The organism is Sphingomonas aurantiaca, assembly GCF_003050705.1.
In the GTDB taxonomy this organism is placed as follows: Bacteria; Pseudomonadota; Alphaproteobacteria; order Sphingomonadales; family Sphingomonadaceae; genus Sphingomonas; species Sphingomonas aurantiaca.
Genome location: NZ_QAOG01000002.1, coordinates 272,005 through 288,733, shown reverse-complemented (window position 1 = coordinate 288,733; position 16,729 = coordinate 272,005). Strand labels below are relative to the sequence as shown.

Below are 16,729 nucleotides of genomic sequence, written 5' to 3'. Positions count from 1 at the left end.
CTCTTTCGTTACTTTTTGAACTGATGGGGCATGTGCCCCGAGATGGAGATTTATCATGGCAGACCTGAACGCACTCGTTGAGAGCCTGAGCGAACTGACCGTTCTCGAAGCAGCTGAGCTTTCGAAGCTGCTCGAAGAGAAGTGGGGCGTTTCGGCCGCAGCAGCGGTTGCAGCACCGGCAGCAGGCGGCGGCGCAGCTGCTCCTGCAGCAGAAGAGCAGACCGAATTCGACGTCATCCTGACCGGCGACGGTGGCAAGAAGATCAACGTCATCAAGGAAGTCCGCGCGATCACGTCGCTCGGCCTGACCGAAGCCAAGACGCTGGTCGAGTCGGCTCCCAAGGCCGTCAAGGAAGGCGTGTCGAAGGACGAAGCCGCCAAGATCAAGGCACAGCTCGAAGCAGCTGGCGCGACCGTCGAGGTCAAGTAAGCCGCAGCGGGAGAGACGCTTTAGCCACGCTAAAGCGCACTCCCCGCAAAGGCCGGCCGGCGGCATTCATGCCGACCGACGAAGCAGGGGCTTTGCCCCTGCTGGCCGCAGCTACAGAAAAGGGCGGCCCCAGCGATGGGGTCGCCCTTTTTCGTATGTGCCCTCCGCCCAAACGCGCACCCAAGGCGCACAGAAATGGACGCGTAGCAGCCTGACCGCGCCCCGAAGAGCGCGGCCGCCAACGCCTAGCGGTCGAAGGTCGCCGCGTGGGGCCGTGCCGCGACGCTCGTATGCATCTTGGCGGGACCATCCAGCCAGAACGGCGCGAGCTTGGCGGAGTCGACGCGTTCGATGCCGATGACCCACGCGCGCGCAGTCTGCGCGTCGTCGCCTGCGGTGGCATAGAGGATGTTGGTGGCGACGACGGGGACGAACATTGGCCGGTTGGCGGCGGTCATCGTCTGGATCGCCTCACGTGCGATCGCGACGACCGTGCGGATCGTGCGCGTCTCACCCGGCGCCAGCGCGAATGGCGGCGCGGCCGGTCGGCTGACCGGGCTTGCATTGAACTGAGCGAGATCGGTGTCCTGGCCTGCGTGCGCGGTCAGGAGCGCGACGCCGGTGCGAATCGCGGTGGCGGGCACGGTGCCGGTGTTGGTGACGACAAGCTCGCACTCGACGGTCGCGCTGAGCATGTTGAGCCCGGCGCGCAACGGGCGGAGATCGCAGGTCAGGCGCGCACGTGGTGCAGCCGCCGGCGTCTTTGCACGAGGTTCGAGGAATTGCGGTCCTGCGACCGCGACGGCATGCAGCGCGGCGGCAGGAGCGACCGGAGTGATCGCGGGCTCGGCCGGCGCGGAGACGGGAGCGGGTGCAACGGGCTCCGGGGCCGGCGGCGCGATCGGCTCGACGACGCGTTCGGCCTCGATCCGGTCCTGCCTGCGTCCGCGTGGCGTGCGGCGAAGCGCCCAGAGCGCGCCCAGCACCACGACGATCGCCGCGAGCGAGAGCCAGAGCGGCATCGCCCTGCCCGTCTCCGGCGCGGAGACCGTCGACTCGGCCGGCGTGACAGGAGCCGGAGCCGGTACGGGTTGCTCGACAGCGGGTTGCGGGGACGGGGCCGTCTGGGGAGCGGCAGGCTGCGTGTCGGTCGGAGCAACGTCCTGTGCTGGCGGCGGCGATACCGTCTCTGGCGTGCGCGTCGTCACCGGCGCAGGCTCGGTAGCAGGCGAGCGGGTCGCGGTCGTCGAGGGGCGGGTTTGCCGAATCTGCTGCTCGTCGCGTGCGGCGGGACGGTCGGCGGTGGTCTTTTCCGGAGCGGACTCGTCCTTCGCGCGCGGACGGGCCGCGCGGCGAGGTGCCGGCGTCTCGGTCGGCAGCGCGATCTTGGGCGTGTCGGGGATCGGGATCGTCGTGGTCTGCGGGGCAGGATTGGCAAGCCCTTCCAGCCCGCGGACCGGCGCGGTCTGCTCGGTCTGTGCCATTGCCGGAATCGCGAACGTCAGCACGGTCATGGTGGCGAGCAGGGCGGCCAGCGCCCCGCGATCGGTCGTCATCGTCGAAAAATCCCCTGCGCGCGGTCGTCGCGGCGTTGTGGGCGGGGGAGGCTGAACGACGCCCGACGGCAACCCGCGATGCGACGAGCCGCGCCGGGGTAGCGGTGAAACGTGATGACCGCGCGGGTGCTTCAGGCCACTCCCCTGCCCGCCTGCCCGGCACGCGCAGCGGCCGAACGATCGCTCACAGCCCGCTCGCGGTCGTGCATTTGTCCTTGGGCGGAAACCGGTCGTCGGGCGTCGGCGACTGGAAATCCTTGTTGCGCGCGCGAAACATCGCGATGCGCGTGAAATCGACCGGCAGCGAGAGCATGCGGAACGGAATATCCGTCAGGATCGGCCGATAGCGATAGCTGACCTGGACGTGGAACAGGATCTCGCCCAGCGGCAACCGCCGGCCAGCGGGCAGCGACGCGGTGGTGACGGTCTTGTTGCAGCCCACCTGCGGCGCGATGACATAGCCGCCGTCGAAGCGTTGCCACAGGATCTGGTTCTCGGTCGTGCCGTTATTGTCGGTGTCGGTCCCGCGCACGCCGGTGATGACGATCCGCCCGTCGTTGCGCAGATCATAGGGTCGCGCGGTCAGGTCGAGTGCGCTGAACAGGTCGTAGATCTGCGCCTCGCCGATGCCGATATCGCCGGTACCGCTCTGCGCGACGAGATCCGCGCTCATCGCCGCAAGCCGCTGCACGCGGTTATTGGCCATGACGTAGTTACCGAACTCGATCGCGGTCAGCACGAACCCCAGGAACAGCGGAAGCGCCAGCGCGAATTCGAGCATCGCGACCGCGCGCCGCGTACGCAGCAGCGCGGGTATCAGCGGGGCGCGCCTCACGACGCGCTCGTCACGACGGCTTCGTTGCGGACCACCGTCGAGGCCGATACCGGGATCACGCCCGCGCCATAGCCGATCGCGGTCCCCACGAACCCGAACAGGACCCGCTTGGGGAATCTCACGGTGTAGCTCACGACGTCGCCCGGCCCGCCCAGCGTATTGCCGGCGACCGGGGTCGCATTGTCCCACATGCCGTTCCGGTTGCGATCGACATAGGGTTCGCCCTTGTCATATTGCTTGTTGCCGTTCGCGTCGGTGTAGGTTTCGGGGAATGCGGTGCTGAAATCGCGATAGACGGTGGTGACGATCTCGATCGACTTGCCGGGCGCGGTGCCGAAATCGCTCATCGACTTGGCGATGCTCGCGCGCATGATCGCGGTGCGCTCCGATTCCTTGGTCTCGAGCGTGGCGGTCGCGGCGCGCGCGGCTTCGGTCACCGCGCCCTCCAGCACGACCCGCGCGAACAGCATGTGACCGAACTCGATCGCGCCGCAGATCAGCGACAGCATCGCCGGCAGGATGATCGCGAACTCGACGATGGTGACGCCGCGCACGTCGGTGCGCAGCCTCGCGGCCCCCCTCACTGGACGAGGTGGAGGTCGACGAGTTCGGACGCGATATCGTCGAACGCCGCCTTCAGCGTCGCGGTGTCGGACGTCTGATAGACGTGCCCCGGCGCGCACTGTTCGAACATCGCCAACGTGTTCCGGTCGGTCGTCGTCAGCGCGACGATGTAGACCTTGGGCGCATTGTCCTCCGCCTGGAGCGCGGCACAGGTCTTGGCGAACCGGCGTTCGGACTGGCCGATCAGCCCCCCCCTGCTCGACGAGATCGGCGAATCCGCATAATTGCCGTAGAAGGTCCAGGTCCGGTCGTCATAGCCGTTCTGGCTGGTGCCGAGCGCGGTCTCGCCATCGGTCATGAACACCAGTGCCCGCTTGGGTTCCTCCTGCCCGCGCGGCGGCGTGCGCTTGAAGACGTCGTCGCGCACGAGCAACCGATAGCCCCAGAGCAACCCGGCATGGTGCAACGTCCCGTTCGCGGGATAGATGGCGGCGTTCTGGCGATCGATGACGTCGTCGTAGAAGCTGCGCGACCGGCCGTAATCGACCTTGGTCGCGGCCTCCGGACATTGCCAGTTGGGCGACGGGAATTCGGTCTTGTTCCGTGCGCCGTCGTCGACGCTGCCGCCGAGCGGGTTGACGGTATATTCGGTGGCGTCCTTCCAGTTGTTGAACTGGGGGATCCTGTCGTAGCGCACGCGGAACTGCGTGCCGGTGCGCGTCGTGAAGTTCCACGGGTTGCTCGACGGATCGTAGAAGCCGCCATTGTCCGCCCGGACGATCACGTCGTTGTCGGCTTTGGCGGCGTTGTCGTTCAGGTCGATATAGGCGTCGTAAAAGGCTTCACGGTACGGGTTGTTCGCGAACTGGTTGCCGTAGAAATCCAGGTTGAGCATCTGGTCGTAATAGCTGGGGTGCAACTTGTAGAGATTGTTGTTCGGCTCGACATTAGCAACGCTATAATAGGCGCTCAACGGGTTCGCCTTGGCGCCGGTCGCGACCGCGTTACCCGGCATCTGCGGGACGTACATCGGGGGGATGAAATACGGTTTTACCGGCGGATGCGCGCCTTCGCCCGGCAGCGTGCGATCGATATCCCACGCGTTCGGATCCCGGTATGTCAGCGTCGCGGTCAGATCCTTGACCGTATCGTCCCCGAATACGCAGCCCTTCCACCCGAGCTTGTTGCTGGGCCATGTGCCGCCATAGGTGTTGGCGACCACGTCGTTGAACCCGAACATCTGGCGGACGGACGACGATCGCCAGTCGGTCAGCAACTTGCCGACATTCACGGTGATGTCGTACATGACGTACCCCATCGCCAGATCCTTGCGCGTGTCGCTGCCCTGGAAAAGGATCTCGTTGAAGCTTTTCGCCGCGTCCTTCAGCGCGGTGATGCGGGTCTTGACTACACCGTTCGAGTCGCGCGGCAGGTTGGCCTTGAGCGAACCGGTGTTGTCGAGCACCATCATGACTTCGAGCGGGTGCGGGTTGATCGCCGCTCGCGCGGTCGCACGCACGGGTTGCTGCATGAAGCCGAACAACCGCATGAACGACATCGGCAGCGTCGCGGTGGCGACGACCGTGGTGGTGTTGATGTCCTTGATCACGGTGAACGCGGGCGCCACCTTCAGGTTCGTGACACCCATATAGGTGTCGGGGAAATTGCCGCTGAAATAGGCCGCGACCTGGCTCTCGCGCGAGTTGCTGGCGGTGCCCGATACCGAGAAGGCGCGCGCGCCGGCGAGCGCCGCCGCGTCGACGCCGGTCTGCAATTGCGACTTCACGATATAGATCCGCCCCGCGTCGATCGCCGAGCCCAGCGCCGCGATCGCCGGGATGAGCCCGGCCGCCATCATGGCGATCGCGGATCCCCTGCGGTTACCGCGCAGGCGCCGTAATGCGCCGCCGAGCGACCCTCGCGGGCCGCTGGCTCGTGTCTTGCCCTGTAGCATCCATCCCCCTCGAACCGGATCGGTCCCGGTTCCGTTCATTTTGGTTGAATCGCAGCCGAACATTAAATTGCGGTTATCATTACCTTTTTTAAGCAGGGCTCGCGCCGGCCGGGCCGGCACCCCCCGTGCCTCAAAATCGACACCGCCCGGGCGCACACCGCCTGCGAGACACACCCTGTCGTCGACAATCCGAGATCGCGCCACGATGAAGCTCCGCCTCTTCCCCTCCTGCCTGATCGCCGCCCTGCTCGTCCCGATGACGGCGCAGGCCGACCCCGCGCCGTTCGACCTGACCGGGCCGACCCTGCGCGTCGGCGTGACCCACGGCACGACGACGCTGCCGATCGCACAGGTCCCCAAGCTTGCGACCGGCGACCGCGTCTCGGTCGCGGCGGACCTGCCGACGGGAAAGAAGGACGATGGCACGCGCTATCTGCTGGTCGCCGCGTTCCTGCGCGGTGCGACCGAGCCGCCGCCCAAGTCGTGGTTCTTCAAGGCGGAGACGTGGAAGGCCAAGAAGAACGCGCTCGCGCTGACGGTGCCCGAGGGCGCGCGGCAGCTGGTGGTGTTCCTGGTGCCCGAAAGCGGCGGGTTTGATGCGGTGATCAGTGCTGTGCGCAAACAGCCGGGGGCGTTCGTGCGCGCGGTGCAGGATCTGGATCAGGCATCGCTCGACCGCGCACGGCTCGACGCGTTCCTCGACGGCATCCATGCGCTGGAACGTACCCGGCCGGAGCGGATCGAGGCGGTATCGCCACTGCTGTCGCGCAGCTTGGCGATCAAGCTCAAGGCCGAATGCCTCGATCTCGCCGCGGACCTTCAGGCATCGTGCCTGACGCAGAGCCGCGATTCGCTGGTGCTCGCGGACGGGCAGAACTCGACGCTGGCGGATACGCTGGTCGGCGCGCCGACCGATCTGGCGTTGCAGCTGAGCGCCACGCCGGAGGGCGGGCTGGGCTATTACAGCCCGTATATCGGCGTGGTGCGCGATCTGGCAAAGATCTTCGGCGCGTTCCAGTCGACCCAGTTCCGCTATATTCCGGCGCTCGCGCGCGCGCGTGACGACCGGCTGGCGCTGCTGCTGAACGCCGCGCCGTCGTTCGCGAGTCCGAAATCGGTGATGGTCGTGGCGATGCCGGTGATCGAGACCGGGTTAGCGCAGACGCCGACGATGCGGCGCGCCGAGGCGGACCGGCTCGTCTGCGCGGCCAAGCCCGATCTGGTGCTGCCGGTCGAGGGTGCGCCGCTGATCTATGCGACGCAGTTCGCGCACGACATGATGCTGAGGGTCACGACGCCGCAGGGTGGCGTGGTCGAATTGCCCGTGGAGGCCGATGCCGAGCGCGGTGGTTATGTGCTCGACCAGGTCGGGATGCGGACCGCGGGGCTTGGCAGCGTGACCGATGCGACGCTGCACGGGCGCTGGGGCTTCACGCCGTTCGACGGGCCGCGCTTCCGCTTGCAGGTGCCGCGCGCCGGCGGGTGGCAGATGGTGGATACCGATCCCGAGAGCCTGGTCGTTGGGCGCGACAACGCGGTGGCGCTGAGCGGGCCGACGCCGAGCTGCGTCGAGTCGGTGACATTGGTCGGCGCGGCGGGTGACGTGCCGCTGGCGTGGACGTCGACCGGCGACCGGATCGGGCTGACCTTGCCGCTGGCAAAGGCAACGCCGGGGAAACTCGCGTTGCTCGTGAAGCAATATGGCGTCGAGGCGCCCGAGCGGATCGCGTTGACCGCGCTCGCCGAGGCGGGGCGGATCGATGGATTCACGGTGCATGCGGGCGATGCGTCGGGCACGCTGGCGGGGACCCGGCTCGACCTGGTGGCGTCGATGAGCGTCGACGGGGTGACGTTCAAGCCGGGCGACGTGGTGCGCGCGGACAAGACCGACCGATTGGCGCTGGTGGCAGATACGGCGCCGCCGTTCGCCGCGGGCCAGGCGAAGACCGCGCTCATCACGCTGAGCGATGGGCGGAAGCGTTCGGTGAAGTTCGCGGTCGCCGCCGCGCGGCCCAAGGCGACGCTGATCGCCAAGAGTGTGGTGTCGCCGCCCGCGTCCGGCCTGCCAGTGGTGCTCGCCGGGGATACGGCGATCGCGCAGGATGCCCGGTTGACATTCTCCGTCCGTGCCGAGGGAACGCGCTTTTCACCAAGCGACCGCATCGAGATCGCGACCGCGGATGGCGCGATGACCACCAGTGTCACGTCGGGGCGCGGATTGACCGTGCAGGACGACCGGATCGCAGTGGTGTCGGTCGAGCCGGGCAAGGCGCTGGGCGTGTCGGCGCATGGGCCGCTCGTCTGGCGGCTGGTGCAGGGCGACGTCGCGGGAGACTGGGTGCCGCTGACGACGCTCGTTCGCGTGCCGGGACTGGGGGGCGTGACCTGCAACCCGGTCTGCACGCTGGCGGGGAGCGACCTGTTCCTGATCGACTCGGTCGCGGCCAGCAGCGGGTTCGCGGGTGCCGTTCGGGTGCCCGAAGGCTATACCGGTGCGACCCTGGCGGTGCCACAACCGGCTGGTGGCACGCTGTTCCTGCGATTGCGCGACGATCCGGCGGTGACGACGACGGTCGCGGTCAAACCCTGACCGCGGAGCCGGCCCGTTTGCGGTGGCGGCGGGTGGCCACTTGTCGCTATGGGGCGCGGATGACCGCATCGGATCTCCAGAGCCTGTTCGTGACCCACCTCGTCCGGTACAATAGTGGCGACCGCAGGCGGTGGCGGCTGATCGTCGGTGACGTCCGCGTCTACAGCCTCGCGACGCACGCGCATTGCAACTGGGCGGTGACGCCGTCGGGCAGCGCGAGCGAGGTCGACGCGGTCGAGCGGCTGGCGGACCGGCTGCGCGAGGATCATCCCATCATCACTGCCGGCTGACGGCGGCATTTTTCAGGAGCTGAACATGGCAAAGCAATATTGGGCGCAGATCATCGAACTCGACGAGGAGATGACGCCTGCGACGATCCCCGGCGCGACCGACCACGAGGATGCCGCGGATTCGCTGGTCGCCGATTTCGTCGGCGCGATGGGCGGCGAGATCACCGAGGGCGCGGTCCGAGTCTGGGTGCAAGGCGGCGTCGAGAAGGTGTATGACTGGAAGGCCGACTTCACGATGCCCGACATGGACGAGATGGGCGACGAGGACGAGATGGAAGTCGAGGGCGAGATCGAGCTGACCGAGCGCGTCTGATCTGTCGTCTGCCGCCCTGTTCCCCCGCAGAGGCGGGGGAACGAAGGGCAGATTACGGTACCGTCTGGCCTGCCGGGGCGAGTTCGTGCCAGCTATGGTCGTCATGGGCCAGGAGCGCATCCGCCGCGGTGGGGCCCATCGAACCCGCCTCATAAAGCTCGGGCGTGCTCGTATCGCTCGCCCACAGATCGAGGAACGGCTGCACCGCGGCCCATCCCGCCTCGATCGCATCGGCGCGCTGGAACAGCGTCTGGTCGCCGACGAACAGATCGTAGATCAGCGATTCATACCCCGTCAGGTGGCCGATATCGAACGCGTCGGCGTAGCGGAAATCGAGCGCGATCGGCGCGGTCGCGACCTCGAGGCCTGGGCGCTTGATGTTGATGTCCATGCTCAGCCCCTCGTCGGGCTGGATCTGGATGATCAGCCGGTTGGGCGGGAGCATGTCGGCCGGGGCGCCGGGGAACGAGGCGAACGGTACGGGCTTGAAGGTGATCGCGATCTCGGTGTCTCGGCAGGTCATCGCCTTGCCGGTGCGCAGGTAGAACGGCACCCCTGCCCAGCGCCACGTATCGACCATCAGCTTCAGCGCGACATAGGTCTCCGTCCGGCTGTCGGGCGCGACATCGGCGCTGGCGGTGTAGGCGGGCACGGCGTTGCCCTTCACCGTGCCAGCTGTGTACGTGCCGCGCACGCCGTTGCGTTTCGCCTTGGCGGGCGAATAGACTCGGACGGCCTTGAGGACCTTGCCCTTCTCGTTCCGGATCGCCTCGGCATCGAAGCTGGCCGGCGGCTCCATCGCGACCATCGCGAGCAGCTGGAACAGGTGGTTGGGCACCATGTCGCGCAACGCGCCGGTCGCGTCGTAGAATTTGCCGCGCGTGCCGACGTCGACCGTCTCGGCGGCGGTGATCTGGACGTGCGCGATGCAATCGGCGTTCCAGACGCGCTCGATCATCATGTTCGCGAACCGCGCGGTCATGATGTTCTGGACCGTCTCCTTGCCGAGGAAATGATCGATCCGGTAGACCTGCGCCTCCGACACCTTGGCGAGGATGCGCGCGTTGAGCGCTCGGGCGGACGCGAGATCGTGACCGAACGGCTTCTCGATCGCGATCCGGCGGAAGGCGTGCGCGTCTTCGCGCATCAGACCGTGGTCGGCGAGCTTGTCGACGATCTCGCCGAAGAACTTGGCAGGCACCGCGAGATAGAAGGCGACGTTGCCGCTCACCCGCGACTTGAGCTGCGCGTAGACGTCGTCCTTCGTGAAATCGCCCTGGAGATAGCCGACCCGGTCCTTGAGCCGCGCCCAGGCGTCGCCCTTCTCCCCCGCCCCCTCGCCGCCCTTCGCATCGAAGTTCCCGAGCGCATCGCGCAGCGCCTGGTCGTTCCCCTCGTCGATACCAACGCCGAGCACGTGGAAATCCCCGCCGACCAGTCCCAGCCGGGTCATGTTGATCAGTGCAGGCATTAGCAGGCGGCGGGTCAGGTCCCCGAACGCCCCGAAGATCACGAGAGTCGTCGGCGGTGCGGGCTTGACGGATTTGCTCACGAAGACGCCTCGGACATGGATCAACCCTTTCGGTTATGGTCTACCCAAACAGCGTAGCCGGTGCCGATGTTCCCGACCCCGGCCCCGCGCGTGCCTCAGGTGGCGGTCAGGATGTTGTCGCCGAACGCGCGCGCATCGACCTCCGCCCAGTCGAGTTCCTCCTGCAGGCGGCGATAAACGTCCTCGGCAACCTCGCCTTGGTCGCGCATCGCGTGCAGCGTGACACGCTGGCAGGCGATCATCTCGAGGTGGAGCACGTCGAATTCGGAAGTCGCCTGTGGATCTTCGGCCTCGGCGGTGACCTTGCCCGCGGCACCGTAGCGGAAGCGCAGTGCGTCAGCCGCCTCGCCGGCGCGCGCTGGCAGCACCGCAAGGCCTGCGTCGATCAGCCGCTTGCGAGCAGGCGCGATCTCGTCGGCCAGCCCGGTGTCCGCGCCGAGATCGAGGCGGCGGATCAGCGGGCCAAGCGTGAGTCCCTGCAGCACCAGCGTGCCGATCACGACGCCGAACGCGGCCAGCACGATAAGGTCGCGCCCCGGCACCGACTGCGGCAGTGCGAAGGCCGTCGCCAGCGTCAGCAACCCGCGCATACCCGACCAGGACAGGATCATCGACGCGTTCCACGGTGGCGGCTTGGGCAGCCAGGACGGCGCATAGCGCTTGGCGATCGCGCCTTCGATAAAGCGAACGAGGAACACCCACGCCACGCGCGTGATCAGCACGGTCGCGAGCACCACCGCTGCAAACCCGATCGCGGGCCAACGCTGCTCGGCCGGCAGGCCGACCAGCACGTCGCGCGACTGCAGCCCCATCAGCGCGAACGCGATGACGTTGAGGACGAGCACCGCCGCCGACCAGACCGCGGCGCCCTGCAACCGGTCGCGCGCGGGTTGGTCGATCGGGCGGCGCTGCGACACGATCATGCCGAACGTCACGATCCCCAGCACCGGCGAGATATGCAGCCGCTCGGCCACCAGCCAGATCGCGAACGTCACCGCGAAATCGGCAAGGCCCGCGCCTAGCGTGCCCGCGAACAGCGGTACGATCCGGAGATAGGCCCAGGCGGCGATCGCCCCGAACACGATCCCACCCGGTACCGCGGCGGCGAGCGCGAGCGGCGTCACCGGCGTGTCGGCATGCGTCGCGAACGCAACTGCGAGCCCGAACAGCAGCAGCGCGGTAGCGTCGTTGAGCAGGCTCTCGCCTTGGAGCAGTAGCAGCCCGCGCCGTGGAATGCCGACTTCGCCGAGGACCGCTTCCGAGGCCGCGGCGTCGGGCGGCGCGACGATCGCGCCGAGTGCGAACGCGGCGGCGAGCGGCAGTCCGCCCAGCGTCACGCCGACCAGCGCGACGGTCGCGGTGGTGATGAGCACCGCGAACACGGCGAGCGACAGCAGCGGGAACCAGTGGCGCCGCAGCGCGCGCGGGCTGGTGTGATAGGCGGCGTGGAGCAGCGCAGGCGCGATGAACAGTGCGAGTGCCAGATGCGGCTCGACCGTGATCCGCGGCGCGAACGGCAATGCCGCAAAGCCCAGCCCTGCAACCGCCAACAAGGTAGGATACGGCATGTTGAGCTTGCGCGCGAGGACCAGCAGGACCAGCGCGGTCAGCAGGATCGCGTCGAGACTTTCAAATATCTGCACCCATGCGCAACGGTCGGCGCCGCGCAATGGGCCCGGCTGGTGGCCAGGCGACACCCCCGCTTTGCATCCGACGCGGGGCACGCGTTTGGACTACACCGGAACGTCACACGAAGGATCATCCTCCCCCGCCAGGGGGAGGTGGCGCGAAGCGACGGAGGGGGAGGACACGGAACGGCAGTTCCCCCTTACCTCCCCCTCCGTCAGGCTATCGCCTGCCACCTCCCCCTTGCGGGGGAGGATTTATGCGTGAGCGTTAGGGCCGGCGCGTGTCGGCGGTGGCGGGGGCGATCGTGACGCCGCCGCCCAGTGCGCGGAACAGCTCCACCGAGTTGCTGTCACGCGTCAGGCGCGCGGCCAGCAGCGTCTGTTGCGCGGTGTAGAGCGAGCGCTGCGAATCGAGCGTGTTGAGGAACGTGTCGATGCCCGCACGGAAACGCAGTTCCGACAGCCGGAACGCGCCCGCCGCGTTGTCGCGCAGCGACGTCTGCGCCTGCAACTGCGCACCGATCGTGCCGCGGCGGGCAAGCGCATCGGCGACTTCGCGGAAGCCGGTCTGGACGCTTTTCTCATACGTCGCGACTGCGGCGTCGCGCGTGGCCTGCGCGTAGCGCAGATTGCCCTTGTTCCTGCCAAAGTCGAACAGCGTCTGGCTGACCGATGGCGCGACCGACCAGTTCTGGCTGCCGCTGCCGAACAGGTTCGACAGGCCGAGGCTGATCGTGCCGAACGCCGCGGTGAGCGAGATGTTCGGGAAGAACGCCGCGCGTGCCGCGCCAATATTGGCGTTGGCGGCGATCAGCTGATGTTCGGCCGAGGCGATGTCGGGGCGGCGCAACAGCACCGCCGACGGCAGGTTGGCGGGCAGGTTCTCGAGCGTCGGGCTGATTTCCTCGAGCCGCGCCGGCAGTACGTCCGCGGTCAGCGTCGTGCCGGCGAGCAGGTTCAGCGCATTCTGGTCCTGCGCGATCAGCGTGGTCGCATCGGCGATGTCCGAACGCGCCTGGTCGTAGCTGGTGCTCGCCTGGCGCACTTCGAGTTCGGACGCGATGCCGATCCGGAACCGGTCCTGCGTCAGCTTGACGGTCTGGCCATAGGCCTTTTCCGTGTCGCGGGCGATCTTGAGACGATCCTGGTCGGCCGCCATGGTCAGCCACTGGGTCGCGATCTCCGCGATCAGCGACACCTGGGCTGCGTTGCGGTTTTCCTCCGCAGCGAAATACTGTTCCTGCTGCGCCTGCGTCAGGTTGCGGACTCGGCCGAACAGGTCGATTTCCCACGCCGAGACGCCGACATTGGCCGAGTAGATATCGGTCCGGCCGCTGCCCGTGGTGACCGCGCCGGCGCCGGTCCCGGTCCCCGTGCCTGTTCCGGTTCCGGTTCCGGTTCCAGTGCCCGTGCCGCCCGTCGCGCCGCCGCCGATATTGTTGAACGGCGATTTGGCGTAGCTTGCGCTGCCGCTCGCCGCAAAGGTCGGGAACAGATCGGCCCGCTGGACGCGGTATTGCGCGCGCGCCTGCGCGACGTTGGCGACCGAGACGCGCAGGTCGCGGTTGTTCTCCAGCGCGGTGCGGATCACACGGCGCAGGCGATCGTCGGTGAAGAACACCTCCCACGACGTATCCGCGGGCATGATCGCCCCCGCCGCATCGGTCGGCGCATAAGCGGGACCGGTCGGCGTGGCTGCCGGCACCGACAATTCGGGCCGGACATATTTCGGGGCGAGGTTACACCCGGCGAGCGTGAGCCCGGCGGCGAACAGGAGCGCGGTCTTGCGCGAGATCATAGGGGCGAACATCTGGATCAGGCCTCCTGCGGCCGCTGGTCGTGGGGGGGCGTGGGATCGCCGTCACGGGTGTCGTCGTCATTGCGTACCTGATCGCGGTCCTGCCCCGCGCCGGCCTTGTCCTGCTTGAAGACGCGCTTCACGAGCAGGAAGAACAGCGGCACAAAGAAGATCGCGAGGACGGTCGCGGACAGCATGCCGCCGACCACCGCCCAGCCGATCGCGTTCTGACCGCCGGCACCCGCACCGCTCGACAGTGCGAGCGGCAACACGCCGAAGATGAACGCGAACGACGTCATCAGGATCGGGCGAAGGCGAAGCTTCGCCGCCTCGACCGCGGCATCGGCCGCGTTCATCCCGTCGCCCATCTTCTCCTCGGCGAACTCGACGATCAGGATCGCGTTCTTCGCCGCCACGCCGATCGTCGTGATCAGCCCGACCTGGAGGTAGATGTCGTTGTTCAGCCCGAAGATCATCGCCGCGGCCACCGCGCCGAGGACGCCGAGCGGCACCACGAGCAGGACGGCGATCGGGATCGACCAGCTCTCGTACAAAGCCGCAAGGCAGAGGAACACGATCAGCAGCGACAGCGCATAGACCGTGGTCGACTGGCCAGCGGACAGGTTTTCCTCGTAGCTCAGGCCGGTCCACTCATAGCCGATGCCGGGTGGCAGCTTGGCCGCCATCTCCTCCATCGCCTTGATCGCGGTGCCGCTGCTGACGCCCGGCGCCGGCGAACCCATGATCTCGAACGAGGCCACGCCATTGTACCGCTCGAGACGCGACGGGCCATATTGCCAGTTGGTCGTCGAGAAGGACGAGAACGGCGCCATCGCGTTGCTGGTCGTGCCGCGGACGTAGAAGTTGCCGAGATCGGCGGGCGTCGTGCGGAACGGTGCGTCGGCCTGCACATACACCTTCTTCACGCGACCGCGGTCGATGAAGTCGTTGATGTAGGCGCCACCGAAGGCGGTGCTGACGGTGGTGTTGATGTCCGACTGGCTGAGACCGAGCGCGCCGGCCTGCGCCTGGTCGACGTTCAGTTTCAGCTGTGGCGCATCCTCAAGGCCGTTCGGGCGGACCTGCATCAGGCGCTTGTCCTGGCTGGCCATGCCGAGCAGCATGTTGCGCGCTTCGAGCAGTTTCTCGTGACCGACGCCGGCATTGTCCTTCAGCATGAAGTCGAAGCCGTTGGCGTTGCCGAGTTCCTGCACGGCGGGCGGCACGAAGCCGATGACCATGCCCGCGCGGATCCCGGCGAGCGCCTTGTTGGCGCGCCCTGCGACCGCGGCGACGGTGTTGTCCTTGCCGCTGCGATCCTCCCACGGCTTGAGCTGGATGAAGGCGATGCCGACATTCTGGCCCTGGCCGACGAAACCGAACCCGCTGATTGTGAAGATGCCCGAAATATTGGCCTTTTCGTCAATCAGGAAGTGATCGCGGACCTTGTCCATCGTCCGCGCGGTTTCCTCCATCGGGGTTCCCGACGGCATCGAGACCTGCGCGAACATGACGCCCTGATCTTCCTCGGGAAGGAAGCCCGACGGCAGGCGCAGGAAGATGAAGGCCATGCCGACGACGATCACGGCATAGACCAGCATCGTGCGGACCCAGCCCTTCTCGACGCGGCGCAGGCCGTTGCCATATTTGCCGACGCCCTTGTCGAAGGTGCGGTTGAACCAGCCGAAAAAGCCCTTCTTCTCGCCATGCCCGTCCTTGGCGGGCTTCAGGATCGTCGCGCAGAGCGCGGGCGTCAGGATCAACGCGACCAGCACCGACAGCGCCATCGCCGACACGATGGTGATCGAGAACTGGCGGAAGATCACGCCGGTCGAGCCGCTGAAGAACGCCATCGGCAGGAACACCGCGGACAGCACCAAGCCGATACCGATCAGCGCGCCGCTGATCTCGTCCATCGACTTCTTCGCGGCTTCCTTGGGAGAAAGCCCCTCCTCCTGGATCAGGCGTTCGACGTTCTCGACGACGACGATCGCGTCATCGACGAGCAGGCCGATCGCCAGCACCATGCCGAACAAGGTCAGCGTGTTGATCGTGAACCCCGCGACCTGAAGCACGGCAAGGCTGCCGAGCAGCACGACCGGCACCGCGATCGTCGGGATCAACGTGGCGCGGAAATTCTGGAGGAACAGGAACATCACGAGGAAGACGAGGACGATCGCCTCGATCAGCGTGTGGATGACCTGCTCGACCGACAGCCGGACGAACGTCGAGTTGTCGATCGGGAAGGCGACCTTGACGTCGGGCGGGAACTGCTTGGCGATCCGCGCGACCTCGGCCTTGACCAGCGTGACGGTATCGAGCGCGTTGGCGCCCGGTGCCAGCTTCACGCCGAAGCCTGCGGCCTGCTTGCCGTTGTAGCGCGCCTGGAAGCTGTAGTTTTCCGAACCCATCTCGACGCGGGCGACATCCGACAGACGCACGGTCGCACCGCTGGTCGCCGAACGGACGATGATCGCGCGGAACTGCTCGGGCGTCTGGAGACGAGTCTGCGCGGTGACGGTCGCGTTGAGCGACTGCCCCTTCACCGCGGGAAGGCTGCCGACCTGGCCCGCCGAAACCTGTGCGTTCTGCGCGGTCAGCGCCGAGGTAATATCGGTGACGGTGACGCCAAGGTTCGACATCTTGAACGGATCCACCCAGATCCGCATCGAATATTGCGCGCCGAACACCTGCGTGTCGCCGACGCCCTTGATGCGGCTGAGCGGATCCTGGAGCTTCGACGCGATCAGGTCGCCGAGATCGACCTGGTCGTGCGCGCCATTTTCCGAATAGGCGGCGATCACGAGCAGGAAGTTGGCGGTCGCCTTGGTGACGCGCAGACCCGCCTGCTGGACTTCCTGCGGGAGGAGGGGCGTCGCCTGCTGCAGCTTGTTCTGCACCTGGACCTGCGCGATGTCGGGATCGGTGCCCTGCTCGAAGGTGAGCGTGATCGCGAGGTTGCCCGAGCCGTCCGAGGTCGAGGCGAAGTAGCGAAGGTTGTCGATCCCCTTCATCTGCTGCTCGATGATCTGGGTCGTCGTGTTCTCGAGCGTCTGTGCGTCGGCGCCCGGATAGGACGTCGCGACCGTCACCTTGGGCGCGGCGATCTCAGGGAACTGCGCGATCGGCAGCGAGCGGATCGCGAGGATGCCGGCCAGCATCAGGATGATGGCGATGACCCATGCGAAGATGGGTCGATCGATGAAATAGCGTGACATG

At 67.1% G+C, this 16,729-nt stretch carries 12 protein-coding genes; 4 read left to right on the top strand and 8 right to left on the bottom strand.

What is annotated here, in order from left to right; genetic code table 11:
• The first annotated feature begins 55 nt into the window (after positions 1 to 55).
• Positions 56 to 430, top strand: a complete 375-nt coding sequence (gene rplL / locus C8J26_RS06770; protein ID WP_031392842.1) for a 50S ribosomal protein L7/L12 — start codon at positions 56 to 58, stop codon at positions 428 to 430.
• Positions 431 to 675: 245 nt separating this feature from the next.
• Here the strand turns inward: rplL and C8J26_RS20825 are convergent, their stop codons facing one another.
• From C8J26_RS20825 to C8J26_RS06750, 4 genes are all read right to left on the bottom strand, one after another.
• The gene (locus C8J26_RS20825) at positions 676 to 1,986 is read right to left on the bottom strand and encodes a hypothetical protein (protein WP_244185199.1); all 1,311 of its coding nucleotides are present in this window, start codon (positions 1,984 to 1,986) and stop codon (positions 676 to 678) included.
• Between the two features lie 184 nt (positions 1,987 to 2,170).
• A complete protein-coding gene (locus C8J26_RS06760) occupies positions 2,171 to 2,821 on the bottom strand; it encodes a TadE/TadG family type IV pilus assembly protein (RefSeq protein WP_244185198.1) in 651 nt (216 codons plus the stop codon).
• Positions 2,818 to 3,375 carry a TadE family protein gene (locus C8J26_RS06755; RefSeq protein ID WP_244185197.1) on the bottom strand — a complete coding sequence of 186 codons (558 nt, stop codon included), beginning with the start codon at positions 3,373 to 3,375 and terminating at the stop codon, positions 2,818 to 2,820. Before C8J26_RS06755 ends, C8J26_RS06760 begins: the two co-directional genes overlap by 4 nt.
• A gap of 26 nt (positions 3,376 to 3,401) precedes the next feature.
• A complete protein-coding gene (locus C8J26_RS06750) occupies positions 3,402 to 5,339 on the bottom strand; it encodes a Tad domain-containing protein (protein WP_341871496.1) in 1,938 nt (645 codons plus the stop codon).
• Between the two features lie 205 nt (positions 5,340 to 5,544).
• On the opposite strand from C8J26_RS06750, the gene C8J26_RS06745 reads away from it, so the two are divergent.
• The 3 genes from C8J26_RS06745 to C8J26_RS06735 are packed head-to-tail and all read left to right on the top strand — an operon-like array spanning position 5,545 to position 8,532.
• Entirely contained in the window at positions 5,545 to 7,929 is a 2,385-nt protein-coding gene (locus C8J26_RS06745; protein ID WP_107957258.1) for a hypothetical protein, read from the top strand.
• 59 nt (positions 7,930 to 7,988) lie between these two features.
• A complete protein-coding gene (locus C8J26_RS06740) occupies positions 7,989 to 8,219 on the top strand; it encodes a hypothetical protein (RefSeq protein ID WP_107957257.1) in 231 nt (76 codons plus the stop codon).
• A gap of 25 nt (positions 8,220 to 8,244) precedes the next feature.
• Positions 8,245 to 8,532 (top strand): hypothetical protein, encoded by a 288-nt coding sequence (locus C8J26_RS06735; RefSeq protein WP_055879746.1) that lies wholly within the window; start codon positions 8,245 to 8,247, stop codon positions 8,530 to 8,532.
• Between the two features lie 52 nt (positions 8,533 to 8,584).
• Here C8J26_RS06735 and zwf read toward each other — a convergent pair whose 3' ends face one another.
• The 4 genes from zwf to C8J26_RS06715 form a co-directional block, all read right to left on the bottom strand.
• A complete protein-coding gene (gene zwf / locus C8J26_RS06730) occupies positions 8,585 to 10,084 on the bottom strand; it encodes a glucose-6-phosphate dehydrogenase (RefSeq protein WP_107957586.1) in 1,500 nt (499 codons plus the stop codon).
• A 95-nt stretch (positions 10,085 to 10,179) separates the two neighbouring features.
• Entirely contained in the window at positions 10,180 to 11,727 is a 1,548-nt protein-coding gene (locus tag C8J26_RS06725; protein WP_107957256.1) for a cation:proton antiporter, read from the bottom strand.
• Between the two features lie 253 nt (positions 11,728 to 11,980).
• Positions 11,981 to 13,522 (bottom strand): efflux transporter outer membrane subunit, encoded by a 1,542-nt coding sequence (locus C8J26_RS06720; protein ID WP_244185196.1) that lies wholly within the window; start codon positions 13,520 to 13,522, stop codon positions 11,981 to 11,983.
• 5 nt (positions 13,523 to 13,527) lie between these two features.
• Positions 13,528 to 16,728, bottom strand: a complete 3,201-nt coding sequence (locus C8J26_RS06715; protein ID WP_056419929.1) for an efflux RND transporter permease subunit — start codon at positions 16,726 to 16,728, stop codon at positions 13,528 to 13,530.
• Position 16,729: the final 1 nt, after the last annotated feature.